Source organism: Pedomonas sp. V897 (assembly GCF_051304405.1).
In the GTDB taxonomy this organism is placed as follows: domain Bacteria; phylum Pseudomonadota; class Alphaproteobacteria; order Sphingomonadales; family Sphingomonadaceae; genus Pedomonas.
On sequence record NZ_JBPPGG010000001.1, the window covers coordinates 1,234,035 to 1,247,855 of the forward strand.

Below are 13,821 nucleotides of genomic sequence, written 5' to 3' on the forward strand. Positions count from 1 at the left end.
CGTGTGCTGAGGCATAAAGAGGGGCAAATGAACGGGGATCTTGGAGGGCATGCGGCTCATACCGGCGATCCGTGGCAGACGATTCGCGACGTGCTGCGGGCCGAGTATGGTGAACGCACCTTCGAGAGCTGGCTGAAACCGATCGCCTATGTGGGCGTGGAAGGCAGCGATGTACTGCTGAGCCTGCCCACCCACTTCATGTGCGACTGGGTGAAAAGCCACTTCGCCGAGCGTCTGCGGGCGCTGTGGTCGTTCTACGTGCCGGGCATCCGCTCGGTGCGCCTGGTGGTCGCCCCGGCCATGCGGGTCGAATCCTCGGCCGCCTTCCCCGCCAACGACTCCCACGCCAACGATACCGTCGTGGTCGATCCCGCCATCGAGGAGCCCGAACTGGGCGCCCGCCTCGAGGAGCGGTTCACCTTCGAGCGATTCGTCATCGGCAAGTCCAACGAGTTCGCCTACAACGCCGCGCGCCGCGTGGCCGAGGGCGGGCCGATCAACTTCAACCCGCTGTTCCTGCACGGCGGCGTCGGCCTCGGCAAAACCCACCTCATGCACGCCATCGGCTGGGCCGTGCGCCAGCAGAAGGCGGATGCCAAGGTGGTCTACCTGTCGGCGGAGAAGTTCATGGTGGCGTTCCTCGCCGCCCTGCGCCACAAGGACACCATCTCCTTCAAGCAGCGATTCCGCAGCGTCGACGTGCTGATGATCGACGACGTACAGTTCATCGCCGGCAAGGAATCGACCCAGGAAGAATTCTTCCACACCATGAACGCCCTGATCGACGACGGCAAACGCCTCGTCATCTCGGCGGACCGCAGCCCCTATGACCTGGAAGGCATCGAGGAGCGAGTGCGCTCCCGCCTCCAGTGGGGCCTGGTAGCGGACATCAACCCCACCGACTACGAACTGCGACTCAACATCCTGCACGCCAAGGCGGAAGCCATGCCGGGCGTCATGGTCACGCCCGACGTGCTGGACTTCCTCGCCCGCAAGATCACCTCCAACGTGCGCGAGCTGGAAGGGGCGCTCAACCGCGTCGCCGCCCACGCCTCGCTCATCGGCCACCCGATCACGCTGGACTTCGCCCGGCAGGTGCTGGCGGACGTGCTGCGCGCCAACGACCGCAAAATCACCATCGACGACATCCAGCGCAAGGTCGCCGACTACTACAAGGTGAAGCTGTCCGACCTGCTCTCGGCCCGCCGCGCCCGCGACATCGCCCGGCCCCGGCAGGTGGCCATGTACCTCGCCAAGCGCCTGACACCCCGCTCGCTGCCCGAAATCGGCCGCAAGTTCGGCGGGCGCGACCACACCACCGTCATGCACGCCGTCAAGCGCATCGAGGAACTCCGCACCACCGACAGCGAGCTGGAAGCGGATCTCGACCGGCTGTCCCGCCTGATCGACGGCTGAGGGTTTTCTCCTTTTTGAAGGACTGTTTTTTTGCAGGGGTCTCGGACCCCTGCACCCCTTTCGTTTTTTGGGGCTCATCCCGAATGACCGGGCCGAATGACCGGGGGCGCCCCGATTCATCAAGAAAATTCAAACGGACGTGTTTCCAGCGCCCTCCGGAGACGCCGCCGCAAAACCGAACGGGGTGCCGGGGACCAGGTCCCCTGCGAAAAAATCCCCCTGCGGTTAAAACACTTTTCTTCACGGAGAGTCCCTTCCGGGGGCTCTTTCCTTTCCGCGCCTTCGGGCCTAAGCGATGCGCGTCGCGGGCGTTGGGTGCCCGCGTCTGCAAGAGACGGTTGCTGTGGATTTTCTGGTCTCCCGCCTGCCTGCCCACATGCGCGCGCCCGCGTGGATGATCGTGGCGTGCGTGGCGTTTGCGGCCCTGTGGGGGTTCGTGCGGCTGGCCAGCGAGACCATGCATGCGTTTCTGGTGGTGTTCTATCGCAACCTGCTCGGGCTTCTCATTCTGCTGCCCTCGGTGGCGGCGGGCGGCTGGGCGGCGCTGGCCACCTCCCGTTTCGGGGCGCATGTGCGGCGGGCGACCTCGGGCGTGATCGCCACCTTTGCCGTGTTCTATGCGGTGGCCAATGCGCCGATGGCCACGGTCATGGCCATCAACTACACCATTCCGCTGTTCGCCACGCTGGCGGCCATTCTGTTTCTGGGCGAGCGGGTTCGCTGGCGGCGGATCGCGGCGCTTGTGGTGGGCTTCATCGGCATGTTGATCGTGGTGCGCCCCGGCCATGTGCCGCTGACGCCCGGCATTGGCGCGGCGCTGCTCTCGGCGGTGGCGACGGCGTTCTCCATCATCGCCATGAAGCAGCTCTCGCGCACGGAGTCGTCGCTGGCGATTGTCACCTGGTCGTTCGTGCTGATGCTGCCGCCTTCGCTGCTGCTGGCGCTGCCCTACTGGAAGTGGCCGAGCGGGCATGAGCTGCTCGTGCTGGCGGGGGTGGGGCTGACCGCCGCCATCGGCCAGTCCGGCACGGTGAAGGCCTTTGCCCTGGCTGAGGCGACGGCGGTGCTGCCCTATGACTTCGTGCGCTTCGGGCTGGTCATTCTCATCGGCACCGTCGGCTTTGGCGACCCGGTTGACGGCTTCACCTATCTGGGCGGCGCGGTCATTCTGTGCGCCACCATCTACATCGCGCACCGCGAGGCGGTGGCGGCCCGCTCCGCCCGCGCAGGCACGGCGTCCGCCCGTCTGTCCGCCGGTGCGTCTCCCGAGGCGTGAGCCTCAGAACAGGCCGAATCGCTTTTTCCGCTTTGGCGGCTCGGCGAGGATGGGTGCCTCCTCCTCCGGCAGCGGCGGCAGGTCCAGCGCCTTGCGGGCGGCGGCCCGGTGGCGGGGCTTGATGTTGGCGCCCACCAGCCCGATCACGGTGGCGAGCACGGCCGCATCGTCGGTGAAGCCGCCCAGATGCAGCAGGAAGTCGGGGATCAGGTCGATGGGCATCACGAAATAGGCCAGCGCCCCCAGCAGCATCGCCCGCACCCGGGGCGGCGTCTCGGGGTCGCGCGCGCAGAACCAGGCGGCCACCAGCGTATCGGCGAACGGCAGGCGGCCGGCGAGGCGGCGCACCTTGTCCCAGAAGCCCTGATCGACCGCCGCGGCGTTGCCCGCCTCGTCTGCCACGTCGATCATGGGGATCTCCGGCAGGGGAGGGGTGGCGGAAGCCTGGTCTTTCGGCATGGTTGTGTTCCTCCTGGCCTGGCAGGCAGGTGCGCCCTACAACATGTATGTAGGAACGCATCGAGCGGATTTGAAACCATGAAACCGGGCCGCCTCGTATCCTTTCTGGGCCGACTGGCTCCGTTGCTCCGCCGCCGCCCCCGGCGCGAGACCGTTCTGTTCACCGAAGACCATCTGGTTCTGGTCTGGCCCCAGCGGGGCGAGGAGGCGCTGGCGTGGGACGACATCAGCCAGATCGCGCTGCGTCCGGTGACGGCGGCGGGCGGGGCGGACGGGCTGTTCGTCTACGTGATGGCGGGGCGGCAGCGGCTGGTCATCCCCCGCTCGGTGGACAATGCGGAGGAACTGCTCGCCTTCATCCGCCGCCTGCCCGCGTGCGACACGGAGGCGTTCGACCGGGTGCTGGCGGGCACGGCCCGGCCGGTGGTGTCGGCCGGGCTCGTCACGGTGTGGCAGCGGCCGGGCGCCGGGCAGGCGGAGGCGGAAAGCGCGGCCTGGCGCCTGTCATCCTCGCACACAGCGACCTAGCGCACGATGGCGACGCCGATTCGGAAGCGGGTGTCGCGCCGGTCGTAGTCCAGCAGGTTCTCGCCGTAGCCGGTGAAGGCCTGGCCGAACAGGTAAAGGTTCAGGCTGGAGTCGATGATCCGGTCGAACGGGAAGGACAGTTCGGCGTCGATCGACCCCCGGCCGGACTGGACGCTGAAGCGGGTGTTGGTGGAGAGCCGCACGCCGTCTTCGTCGCCCACTTCCAGGAACAGGCCCGTGTTGCCCCGGTAGCGCTTGATGTCCGGGTTGTCCTCCAGGCTGCCCACATAGACCTCGAACAGCGGCCCGACGGAGAGGTGGCGGCCGCCGCCGAGGCGGGCGGTGGCCACCGGCTGCACGTAGAGAGTGTTGATGCTGCGGGAGTCTGCGCCGTCGCGTCCGTTGGAGGCGTGGCGGATGCCGAACTGGCCGCCGAGCGCGAGCCCGTCCGCCACCTGCTGCGCCGGGATCAGGTAGAACAGCTCCGGCATGAAATCGATGTTGCGGAAGGGGGAGGAGCGGGCGCTCCAGTCCCAGAACATCCGCTGGGTGTAGCCCAGATGAATGCCGTTCAGCAGGGAGTGGCCCGGGCCCACCGCGCCGGGGTCGCCGAACAGCTGGTACTTGAAGCTGAGCTGGATGCGGATCTCCGTGTTGGTGCCGGGGCCGTACACCGCATAGATGGGGGCGTAGCTGGACAGGTTGCCGATGTAGCGGTTGTCCGCCGTCGGGCGCGGATCGGGCCCGGCGGCAAGGGTCGGGACAAGCGTCGGCGCCGGTGAGGGGGCAGCGGTTGCGGCGGCGGCCCGGGTTTCGCCGGGGGCCTCCTCGCGCGCCGCCAGGGCGGTCGCTGCCGGCACGGTGAAGGCGAGGGCCGGGGGCGCGGCGGCGGCCTCCTGCGTACCCTGAAGCCGCAGCAGGGCGGTGGCGCCCGTTGCTGCCCCGGCGGGCAGCGCAAGCGTGTAGCGCGCCTGGGCGAACTGGCCCGGCGGCACGGTCGCTGCCTCCGGGCTGCCGGCGGCCCGTACCAGCTCCACCGCCAGGCGGCGGCCGGCCACCTCCAGCGTGGCGGCGAGTCGCTCGGGGAAGCGGCCCTCCTCGGCCGCGCCGCTGGCGTTCAGGTGCGTGACTTCCACCAGAACGGTGCCCGCCTGCGCCGTCGGCTCGACCGCACTGACCAGTACCCGGCCCTCGGCGGGCAACGCGACGGTTGCCAGCATCGCGGCGAGGCTGAACAGGCTGAGGGCTTTCATCGGGGCGTATCCTCCACCGGCGGGATTCCGTCGCAAGGCTGTCATGACAACCGGTAAAAGCCGGGTTCGCTCCTCGCGTCAATCGGCCACAGGACCACGCGGCGGGTAGAAACGCAGTTTGTCAGGAAGGATGCTAGGAGCAACGATTTGTCCGGCGACTTTGTTTTTATTATGGGACAGTCTGAAAAATTAAATCGTCAGTCTTAAAATTTCTTTTAATTCTCCATTCTTGAAAATGTCCGTAGAAAGTTTAAACGGAACGCCGAATTGTTCGGTCGTCTCGGCGCATCGGCAATGCTGCCAATGCAACCGGGACGCTAGTGTTGCGTTACGCGTAGGCGTCGGCGTCTGTCTTTTGTCTGCGTATTGGACAGCAGATGTCCGTCCTTTGTGATAGGTTCGTTAAGGTCAGTCCATGTTGAAAATTCTGGCTCCCTCTGGTGCCATTGCCTTATGTCTGCTTGGCGTTGTGTCTTCGGCCCAGGCGCAAGAGGCCGCGACGCCCGTCAAGGCCACGTCGGCCACAGTCGAGCGGGGTGACGTTCTCGAAGTCATCAACAGCTCGCCTGATTACAGTCTCTTTGCCACCATGCTGCAACGGTCGGGCATGGCGCCGGTTCTGGATGGCCACGGGCCCTTCACGGTGTTCGTGCCGACCAATGAGGCGCTCTCCGCCTTGCCGGCCGGCATGGTGGAGCAGCTTCTCCAGCCCCAGAACAAGGGGCGTCTGGCCGCGCTGATCACCGAACACATCCTGCCGGGTGCGATCACCTCCGACAGCTGGAGCGCCAGCCCGCATCTGGGCATGGCGCTGGGCGGCAACACGCTTGTCTACGTGCGTGGTCCGCAGGAGCAGGTCAACAACGCCCCCGTGGTGGCCAAGGACATCCCCGCCTCCAATGGCGTCATTCACGTCATCAACGGGGTTCTGGCCCGGCCGAACGGCTGATAGGCGGCCCCGCCTGACGATCGGCAAGGCGCCGGACGGACGAAGATCCGCCGGCGCCTTTGTTGTTTCTGGCCGCGCCGCTCCCCGCTAGCCGTTCGCCGCGCCCTCGGCGGCCGCGATGCGGTCGATGGCCTGCGCCAGGTCCACGTCCCGCCCGGACAGGCCCTTCACGTCGTGGGAGGTGAGGAAGATGTCGACCCGGTTGTAGACGTTGAACCATTCCGGGTGATGGTCCCGCTTCTCCGCCGCCAGCGCCACCCGGGTCATGAAGCCGAAGGCGGCATTGAACGATTTGAAGCGGAAGCTGCGGGCAATGCCGTCCCGCGCCGGGTCGTAGGTCCACGCCGCCAGCGCCGCCAGCGCCTTCTCCCGCTCGGCCTCAGTCAGCTTTTCCTGCATTGGCTCCTCCCTTTGTTTCCCCCGCCGCAAACGCGCGTTGCGGAAACCGCACCGGCACCATATCTGCATACGGTATGGAACGCCCAACCTATCCTCCGGCTCTGGCCGATATCGAAGCCATCGCCCGCGCGGCGCTGGAGCGCCTGCCCGACCCCTTTCGCGGCTGGCTGACAGACGTGGTGCTGAAGGTGGAGGACTTCCCCGACGAGGACGTGATGGACTCGATGGGGCTGGAAACACCCTTCGATATCCTCGGCCTCTACCAGGGCTACCCGGTCGGCGAGAAGTCGGTCAGCCTGTCCGGCGCGCTGCCGGATATCATCTTCCTCTACCGCCGCCCCATCCTCGACTACTGGGCCGAAACCGGCGAATCGCTGGAGGATATCGTGGTGCACGTGCTCGTCCACGAGGCCGGGCACCACTTCGGCCTCTCGGACGAAGACATGGAGCGCATCGAAGCGTCGGTGGAGTGAGGGGGGTGTTATCGGGTTTTTTGCAGGAGGGGCTTGCCCCTCCTGCACCTCCCATTCGATCCAATGGGCCGTGCGCGTGATGAAGGACACGGCCCTTTATCATGATCGGTCATATCGGGCCGTGCGTGTGATGAAGGGCGCGGCCCTTCAAAACGAATGGGGGTGCAGGGGGTTATAGACCCCCTGCAAGAAAAACAGCCTCACTCAGGGCCCCAGCACTTCCTCCACGAACGCGGGCACCAGTTGCGAGGCCGGGCCGTGGCGGGTTTCGTGGAACATGCGGCTGCATTCCGAGGGGTCGAGGTTGAGTTCGACCGTATGGGCGCGTCCGAAATGGCGCACGAGGGCGACGAAACCGGCGGCCGGGTACACGTTGCCCGAGGTGCCGATGGAGACGAACAGGTCGCAACCGGAGAGTGCTTCGTCGATGCGGTCCATCTGGTAGGGGATCTCGCCGAACCAGACGATGTCCGGGCGCAGCCGGCCCTCGCGGGCGCAGTGCGGGCAGCGGCTGGTCTCGTGGATGTCCTCCTCCCAGCGGGTGCGGCCGTCGCAGCCGAGGCACCAGGCTTTCCGCAGTTCGCCGTGCATGTGCAGCACGTTCTTCGAGCCCGCCCGTTCGTGCAGGTCGTCCACGTTCTGGGTGACGATGAGCATCTCGCCGTCGAACGCCTGCTCCAGCCGGGCCAGAGCCTTGTGGGCCGGGTTGGGCTCCACGGTTTTGAGGGCGGCGCGGCGCATGTTGTAGAACTGGTGCACCAGCCGGGGGTTGCGGGCGAAGGCTTCGGGCGTTGCCACGTCCTCGATGCGGTGGCCTTCCCACAGGCCGTCCGCGCCCCGGAACGTGGGGATGCCGGACTCCGCCGAGATGCCCGCGCCGGTCAGCACAACGATCGATCTGTACTTTGCCATGCGCTGCTTTTAACCCTGCCGGCACGAGGCTTCAAACGGGAGAAGGGCAATGGGGATTCGAATCGGCATCATCGGGGCGGCGGGGCGGATGGGTCATGCCCTGGCCGAGGCGGTTGCGGCGGAGCCGCAGGCGGTTCTTGCCGGGGCGATCGAGCGGGCGGGGCACCCGTCGGTCGGCCAGCCGATCCTGCACGGCTCGGATGTGGCGATTCGCGATGATGCTGCCGCTGTGGCGGCCGGGTGCGACGTGCTCATCGACTTCTCCGCGCCCGCGGCGCTGGCGGCCTCGCTGGCGCTGGGCAAGCCGCTGGTGGTGGGCACCACCGGGCTCGATGCCAGCCACCACGCCGCCATTGACGCAGCGGCGCAGGCGCAGGCCGTGCTCCAGTCCGCCAACATGAGCCTCGGCGTCAACCTGCTGGCGGCGCTGGTCCGTCAGGCGGCCGCCCGGCTGGGCGACGACTGGGATATCGAGATCCTCGAAATGCACCACCGCCACAAGGTGGACGCCCCTTCCGGCACCGCGCTGCTGCTGGGCCGCGCCGCCGCCGAAGGGCGCGGCGTCGATCTGGAGGAGAAGTCGGTGCGGGTGCGGGATGGCATCACCGGCGCGCGCAAGCCGGGGGACATCGGCTTTGCGACCCTGCGCGGCGGCTCGGTCCCCGGCGACCACAGCGTCCTCTTTGCCGCCGAGAACGAGGTGCTGACCCTCTCCCACCACGCCCAGTCCCGCGCCATCTTCGCCCGGGGGGCGGTGCGCGCCGCGCTGTGGCTCGCCGGGCAGAAGCCGGGGCGGTACAGCATGAACGACGTGCTGGGGCTGTGATTGGCTGATCGGGTTTCAGGGGTTTTGCGGGGGTCGTGATCCCCGCGCCCCTTCAAATCGAACGGGAGGCTGCCAGGAGGGGTCGCGACCCTCCAGCGAAAAACGGCAGGGCGACCCTCAGGCGTATCGCAGCGCCTGGTCGCGGCGGGCGAGGCCGTCCTCGATCACGGCCTTGATCTCGCGGCGTTCCTCGGGCGTCAGGAAGCGGCCGAGCAGCAGGCGCTGTCCGTGGGAGCGCAGCCACAGCTTGTTCTCGTCCTCGCCGAAGGTTTCCAGTTCGAGGCGCACCCAGTAGGGCTCGAAGCGGATCTGCTCCTCCTTGCCGCGGGCGGTCACCCGACGCACCAGCAATGCGTCCTCGTCCAGCTGCACTTCCTCGTATTCCTTGGCGGAGGCGTAGTTGAGGCGGAATGCAGCGTAGAGCAGCGCAGCGTCCAGCAGGAAGAAGAAGGCGACCGGCCAGGCGCCGAGCACCAGAAAACGCAAGGCGCTGAGGGCGGTTATGACGGCAACGACCGCCATCAGGCGCTTGAACTGCCGCACGGTCAGCGACCGGTGCGGGTATAGCCGCAGGTTGAGGAACAGGGTATGACCGATCATGTGCTTCATGATACCTCACTGCGCCGGGGCTTCAAACCAAGGGTAGCTGGTTGCGACAATGAAACCCTCCACGATCGAAGAGATGTTCCGCCGTCTGTCGGCCGCCAATCCCGAACCCCGGACCGAGCTGGAATACACCAATCCCTATACCCTTCTGGTCGCCGTTGCCCTGTCGGCGCAGGCGACGGACGTGGGCGTGAACAAGGCGACGCGGGCGCTCTTCGCCAAGGTCTCGACGCCCCGGCAGATGCTGGAGCTGGGGCTGGAGGGGCTGAAGCAGCACATCAAGACCATTGGTCTGTTCAACACCAAGGCGGCCAATGTCATCGCCATGTCGGAAATTCTGGTACGCGAGCATGGCGGCGAGGTTCCGCGCGACCGCGCCGCACTTGAAGCCTTGCCGGGCGTTGGCCGCAAGACCGCCAATGTGGTGCTGAACGTGGCCTTCGGGGAGGAGACCTGCGCCGTCGATACCCACATCTTCCGCGTCTCCAACCGCACCGGTCTGGCGCCGGGCAAGACGCCGCTGGCGGTGGAGCTGGGGCTGATGAAGGTGCTGCCCAAGCCCTACCGCCGCCATGCCCACCACTGGCTGATTCTGCACGGGCGCTATGTCTGCAAGGCGCGCAGCCCCGAATGCGGCAAGTGCCCCATCAATGATCTGTGCGAATGGCCCGAGAAGGCGGCCTTCGGCGGGCCTGCCGCACCGGCCCGCCGCGCGGCGCGGGCGCGTCAGGCGGCGGAATAGGGGAGGCCGGGGGCCTTCGCTCCCCCGCGCCTTCGGGGTGTTCAGCCCGCGTTCAGTTGCGCGGACGTAGCATTTCCACGAATTTGGGAGAGGTGCCCGCATTCAGGAAAACCCAGCGTTCAGGAAAACAAGGCAGACTGGACAGCCTGGACAGACTGAAAAGCTTGGGCAGACTGAAAAGCCTGGGCAGCCTGAACAGGCGGGCGTGGATGTAAGGGGAGTTGACATGGCAAAGCCGTATTCCGGTTTTCTGCGGGTTGTCCCTCTGGCGCTTGGGGTTGCGGTGGCGGCCGGCGGCGTTGCCGTCGCGCAGGAGGCCGCCGCGCCTGCGGCCGCGTCGAGCGCTGCCCCGGACGCCAAGCCGGGCCCCCAGAAGGTGGATTGCATCGACCTCATCCGCATCGACCGCTCGGAAGTGCTGGATGATCAGACCATCCTGTTCCACATGAAGGGCGGCAAGATCTGGCGCAACCGCCTGCCTTACCGGTGCCCGCAGCTGGGCTTCGAGAAGGCGTTCAGCCACCGCACCTCGATCAACCGGCTGTGCAGCGTTGACACCATCACCGTGCTCAACACCACCGCCCGTATGCCGGGCGCGACCTGCGGTCTGGGCGAGTTCGAGGCCTATACGCCGCCCGCCAAGGAAGGTGCCAAGGAAGGCGGCAAGGATGCCGCCAGGAACGGCAAGGTGAAGTAGGCCGCGATCGGCAAGTCGCCCTGGCCGCAAAATTCTGCTTGGCCGAACGGCCCTTCTTCTGATAACGGAAGGCCGTTCGACCGGGGATGCACCCGTAGCTCAGCTGGATAGAGCGTTGCCCTCCGAAGGCAAAGGCCACACGTTCGAATCGTGTCGGGTGCACCACCCCCCTTCATCCCCCTTCTTTCCCTGCCCATCCCGAGCCCGCCCCCGGGGTGCGAAGCCGTGTCTCCGTCGCTACCAGCCCGCCGCCTCTTCGCCGATGACCTCGATGCACCAGTCGATGAAGGCGCGGACGGCGGGCGAGAGGTGGCGACTCTGGGGATAGAGCACGGAGAGCGGGTCCGTCGGCGCTTCTAGATCGGTCAGCAGCCGGACGAGGCGGCCCTCCGTCAGGGGCTTGTGCACCATGTAGCTGGCGGCGCGGATGAGGCCGAGCCCGGCGATGCCCGCCGCGATGTAGGCGTCCGTGTCGTTGACGGTGACATGGGCGGTCATCGGGACCGACGTGATCTCCGCGCCGTCCCGGAAGGTCCAGCTGGTGGCGCGGCCCGTCCGGCTGTCGGCGTAGCCCACCGCCACATGCCCGCGCAGGTCGGCGAGGCTGGCGGGCGTGCCGTGCCGTTCGAGATAGTCGGGCGAGGCGCACACATACCAGTGGAAGGTGGCAAGGCGGCGCAGGATGAGGCTGGAGGGCTGCGGCTCGCCCGCCCGGATGACGCAGTCGATGCCGCCCTGAACGAGATCGACCACCGCGTCGCTCAGATGCAGGTCGATGTCGATGTCCGGATAGCGCGCGGCGAAGCGGGGCAGGGCCGGAATGATGAAGCGGCGCGCGAGCGAGGCGGTCGTGCCCACCCGGATGGCGCCCCGGATCGCGCCGCCGGTCCCGGTAAGCGCGCTCTCGGCGGCCTGGAGATCCCGCAGGATCGCCTTGCAGCTGTCGTAGTAGCGCAGCCCCGCCTCGGTGAGACTGATGGCCCGTGTCGTCCGGTGCAGCAGCTGCACGCCCAGATGCGCCTCCAGGTCCTGGATGGTCTTGGTGACTGTGGAGGGCAGGACGCGCAGCGTCTCGGCGGCGCGCTTGAAGCCTCCGGTCTCGACCACGCGGGTGAAGGTGTTCATTGCCTGAAATCGATCCATTCCTGCGCTCCCCGGCTCGGTTTTCCCTGTAACCCCGCGCGCTGCACCCCATTATTGTTCATTTTCGATGAATAATCAAATTGGGTTCGCCGCTCTTAATCCTGCGGGCCCGACGGCCATATGCACCCCGACGAGAGGGGATCGGGCGAGAGCGGATCGGGGCCCGAAGCGGGTCGCCTCTCGTGCTTTCTCACGAGGAGAGAAAAAGTGCAGCATGGCAACGATAGCAACAAAACCGGGACTTCGGACCTCGAAATTCTGGAGGCGATTGTCCGGGACTGGGTGGAGACCGGCTGGCGTCATACCGCCGAGGAGCCGTTCACCTTTCGGGGACGCCTCGAGCGCTTCTACGACTGGACGTCCGACGACACCCAGTTCTTCGACGACTTTGACCCGGAGCGGCGCGTCAACCTGACCGCGGCCCAGTATGCGGCGATCTGGGACGAGGTGGTGCCGCAGCTCAAGCGGCTCACCAACGTCATGGTCGGCACGCCGCGCACGGTGATCTCCGGCGATCTGGCGGCCATGAGCGTGCAGTTCATCACGTCCTACGTGACCGCCGAGGGCGAGGAGGGCCAGGCGCACACCATGTCGAGCCTGGTCTGGCGCCGCTCCGCCGCGGGCTGGCGCATCATCCGCGAGCACGGCAGCGGGCTCGCCACCCACCGGAAATAACCCTGCCCCGGCGCTTCCGGCCGAGGCCCGGGGGCGCCCTCCCATTGGAGTCATTCACATGAAATTCGGAACCAGATTACTGATCGACGGCGCGTTGGTGGAGGGCGACCACACCCTCGACGTCATCAATCCCGCCACGGGCGAGGTGTTCGCGACGGTGGCCCGCGCCTCCCGGGCGCAGGCGGAAGCGGCGATCGCGGCCGCCAAAAAGGCCCAGCCCGCGTGGGATGCCCTCGGCTGGGAGGCGCGCAGCGAGCGGCTGCAGGCGCTGGCCGACGCCATGGCCCAGCACCGTGACGCCTTCATCGACACCATGGTGGCCGAGCAGGGCAAGCCGCGCCGCGAGGCGGCGGACGAGGTGGACTATTCCATCGCCTTCATCCGCAATTTTGCGGGTCTGAGGCTGCCCCACAAGGCCTTCGGCGTCTCGGGCGGCCGGGTCGAGCTGCGCCACCGCCCGCTCGGCGTGGTAGCGGGGATCAGCCCCTGGAACTTCCCGCTGCTCATCCCGGCGGCGAAGATCGCGCCCGCGCTGATGGCGGGCAACACCATGGTGATGAAGCCCGCGCCGACCACGCCGATCCTCACCCTCATGATCGGCGAACTGGCGGCCGGCATCCTGCCCGCCGGCGTGCTCAACGTCATCACCGACCAGAACGACCTCGGCGACCTGCTCACCTCCCACCCGGATATCGCCAAGGTCACCTTCACCGGGTCCACGGCGACCGGGCGGCGGATCATGGCGAGCGCGGCACCGACGCTGAAGCGCCTGACGCTGGAGCTGGGCGGCAACGACGCTGCGATCGTGCTCGACGACGTGAACATCGAGGAGACGGCGGAGCGCATCTTCAACGCTGCCTTCTTCAACACCGGCCAGGCCTGCCTTGCCATCAAGCGCGTCTACGTCGCCGATGCGATCTACGACGCCTTCAGCGAGGCGGTGGCGCGCCGGGCCCGCGAGGCGATCGTCGGGCCGGGCCATGACCCGTCCTCCCGCTTCGGGCCGCTCCAGAACCGCCAGCAGTTCGAAAAGGCGAAGCACTTCATCGAGGTGGCCCATCGCGACGGCCGCGTGATCGCGGGCGGCACGGTGGTCGAAGGGCCGGGCTATTTCGTCCGCCCGACCGTGGTGCGCGACATCGACGATGCGAGCGAACTGGTCGCGCAGGAGCAGTTCTGCCCCGTCCTGCCGATCATCCGGGTCGCGGACGGCGAGGAGGCGCTGAGCCGGGCCAACCGCAGCGACTTCGGCCTTGGCGGCTCGGTCTGGTCCGGGGACGCCGCCCGCGCCAGGGCGCTGGCGGAGCGGATGCAGTCCGGCACGGTCTGGGTGAACCAGCACCTGAATTTCGGCCCCGAGGTGCCGCTGGCAGGGGCGAAGCAGTCCGGCATCGGCGTCGAGTGGACCGAGCTGGGCCTCGCCGAATTCTGCCAGGTCAACGTCATCAACCAGGCCGCGTGACGCGC

16 protein-coding genes and 1 tRNA gene are annotated in these 13,821 nt (G+C 67.3%); 11 read left to right on the top strand and 6 right to left on the bottom strand.

Annotated elements, in window-relative coordinates:
• The first annotated feature begins 27 nt into the window (after positions 1-27).
• Positions 28-1,416, top strand: coding sequence for a chromosomal replication initiator protein DnaA (gene dnaA, locus ACSJJU_RS05820; protein ID WP_435914285.1), 1,389 nt, complete (start codon positions 28-30; stop codon positions 1,414-1,416).
• Positions 1,417-1,759: 343 nt separating this feature from the next.
• Positions 1,760-2,692 carry a DMT family transporter gene (locus ACSJJU_RS05825; protein WP_435914286.1) on the top strand — a complete coding sequence of 311 codons (933 nt, stop codon included), beginning with the start codon at positions 1,760-1,762 and terminating at the stop codon, positions 2,690-2,692.
• Between the two features lie 3 nt (positions 2,693-2,695).
• Here the strand turns inward: ACSJJU_RS05825 and ACSJJU_RS05830 are convergent, their stop codons facing one another.
• On the bottom strand, positions 2,696-3,151 hold the full coding sequence (locus ACSJJU_RS05830) for a YkvA family protein (protein ID WP_435914287.1): 456 nt from the start codon (positions 3,149-3,151) through the stop codon (positions 2,696-2,698).
• A gap of 78 nt (positions 3,152-3,229) precedes the next feature.
• Between ACSJJU_RS05830 and ACSJJU_RS05835 the strand changes: the two genes are divergently transcribed.
• Positions 3,230-3,679, top strand: a complete 450-nt coding sequence (locus ACSJJU_RS05835) for a hypothetical protein (RefSeq protein WP_435914288.1) — start codon at positions 3,230-3,232, stop codon at positions 3,677-3,679.
• Here the strand turns inward: ACSJJU_RS05835 and ACSJJU_RS05840 are convergent.
• The gene (locus ACSJJU_RS05840; protein ID WP_435914289.1) at positions 3,676-4,932 is read right to left on the bottom strand and encodes a phospholipase A; all 1,257 of its coding nucleotides are present in this window, start codon (positions 4,930-4,932) and stop codon (positions 3,676-3,678) included. The two genes, ACSJJU_RS05835 and ACSJJU_RS05840, sit on opposite strands and share 4 nt — an antisense overlap.
• A gap of 415 nt (positions 4,933-5,347) precedes the next feature.
• Here ACSJJU_RS05840 and ACSJJU_RS05845 point away from each other — a divergent pair, with 415 nt between their 5' ends.
• Positions 5,348-5,881 (top strand): fasciclin domain-containing protein, encoded by a 534-nt coding sequence (locus tag ACSJJU_RS05845; RefSeq protein WP_435914290.1) that lies wholly within the window; start codon positions 5,348-5,350, stop codon positions 5,879-5,881.
• A gap of 87 nt (positions 5,882-5,968) precedes the next feature.
• Here ACSJJU_RS05845 and ACSJJU_RS05850 read toward each other — a convergent pair whose 3' ends face one another.
• Positions 5,969-6,349, bottom strand: coding sequence for a 4a-hydroxytetrahydrobiopterin dehydratase (locus ACSJJU_RS05850; protein WP_435914395.1), 381 nt, complete (start codon positions 6,347-6,349; stop codon positions 5,969-5,971).
• A gap of 5 nt (positions 6,350-6,354) precedes the next feature.
• On the opposite strand from ACSJJU_RS05850, the gene ACSJJU_RS05855 reads away from it, so the two are divergent.
• The gene (locus ACSJJU_RS05855) at positions 6,355-6,753 is read left to right on the top strand and encodes a metallopeptidase family protein (RefSeq protein WP_435914292.1); all 399 of its coding nucleotides are present in this window, start codon (positions 6,355-6,357) and stop codon (positions 6,751-6,753) included.
• Between the two features lie 204 nt (positions 6,754-6,957).
• Here the strand turns inward: ACSJJU_RS05855 and ACSJJU_RS05860 are convergent, their stop codons facing one another.
• Entirely contained in the window at positions 6,958-7,665 is a 708-nt protein-coding gene (locus ACSJJU_RS05860; RefSeq protein ID WP_435914293.1) for an NAD-dependent deacylase, read from the bottom strand.
• Positions 7,666-7,714: 49 nt separating this feature from the next.
• On the opposite strand from ACSJJU_RS05860, the gene dapB reads away from it, so the two are divergent.
• A complete protein-coding gene (dapB, locus tag ACSJJU_RS05865) occupies positions 7,715-8,491 on the top strand; it encodes a 4-hydroxy-tetrahydrodipicolinate reductase (protein ID WP_435914295.1) in 777 nt (258 codons plus the stop codon).
• A gap of 117 nt (positions 8,492-8,608) precedes the next feature.
• Here dapB and ACSJJU_RS05870 read toward each other — a convergent pair whose 3' ends face one another.
• On the bottom strand, positions 8,609-9,100 hold the full coding sequence (locus tag ACSJJU_RS05870; RefSeq protein WP_435914296.1) for a DUF2244 domain-containing protein: 492 nt from the start codon (positions 9,098-9,100) through the stop codon (positions 8,609-8,611).
• Between the two features lie 49 nt (positions 9,101-9,149).
• Here ACSJJU_RS05870 and nth point away from each other — a divergent pair, with 49 nt between their 5' ends.
• From nth to ACSJJU_RS05885, 3 genes are all read left to right on the top strand, one after another.
• Positions 9,150-9,839 (top strand): endonuclease III, encoded by a 690-nt coding sequence (gene nth / locus ACSJJU_RS05875; protein WP_435914297.1) that lies wholly within the window; start codon positions 9,150-9,152, stop codon positions 9,837-9,839.
• A gap of 226 nt (positions 9,840-10,065) precedes the next feature.
• Positions 10,066-10,536: a DUF6491 family protein gene (locus ACSJJU_RS05880; RefSeq protein ID WP_435914298.1), complete on the top strand. Its 471-nt coding sequence runs from the start codon at positions 10,066-10,068 to the stop codon at positions 10,534-10,536.
• 88 nt (positions 10,537-10,624) lie between these two features.
• Positions 10,625-10,701, top strand: a tRNA-Arg gene (locus ACSJJU_RS05885).
• A 72-nt stretch (positions 10,702-10,773) separates the two neighbouring features.
• Here ACSJJU_RS05885 and ACSJJU_RS05890 read toward each other — a convergent pair.
• The gene (locus tag ACSJJU_RS05890; protein ID WP_435914300.1) at positions 10,774-11,679 is read right to left on the bottom strand and encodes a LysR substrate-binding domain-containing protein; all 906 of its coding nucleotides are present in this window, start codon (positions 11,677-11,679) and stop codon (positions 10,774-10,776) included.
• Between the two features lie 207 nt (positions 11,680-11,886).
• Here ACSJJU_RS05890 and ACSJJU_RS05895 point away from each other — a divergent pair, with 207 nt between their 5' ends.
• Both ACSJJU_RS05895 and ACSJJU_RS05900 read left to right on the top strand, forming a co-directional pair.
• On the top strand, positions 11,887-12,354 hold the full coding sequence (locus ACSJJU_RS05895; RefSeq protein WP_435914302.1) for a nuclear transport factor 2 family protein: 468 nt from the start codon (positions 11,887-11,889) through the stop codon (positions 12,352-12,354).
• 58 nt (positions 12,355-12,412) lie between these two features.
• A complete protein-coding gene (locus ACSJJU_RS05900; RefSeq protein WP_435914303.1) occupies positions 12,413-13,816 on the top strand; it encodes an aldehyde dehydrogenase family protein in 1,404 nt (467 codons plus the stop codon).
• Positions 13,817-13,821 lie beyond the last annotated feature (5 nt).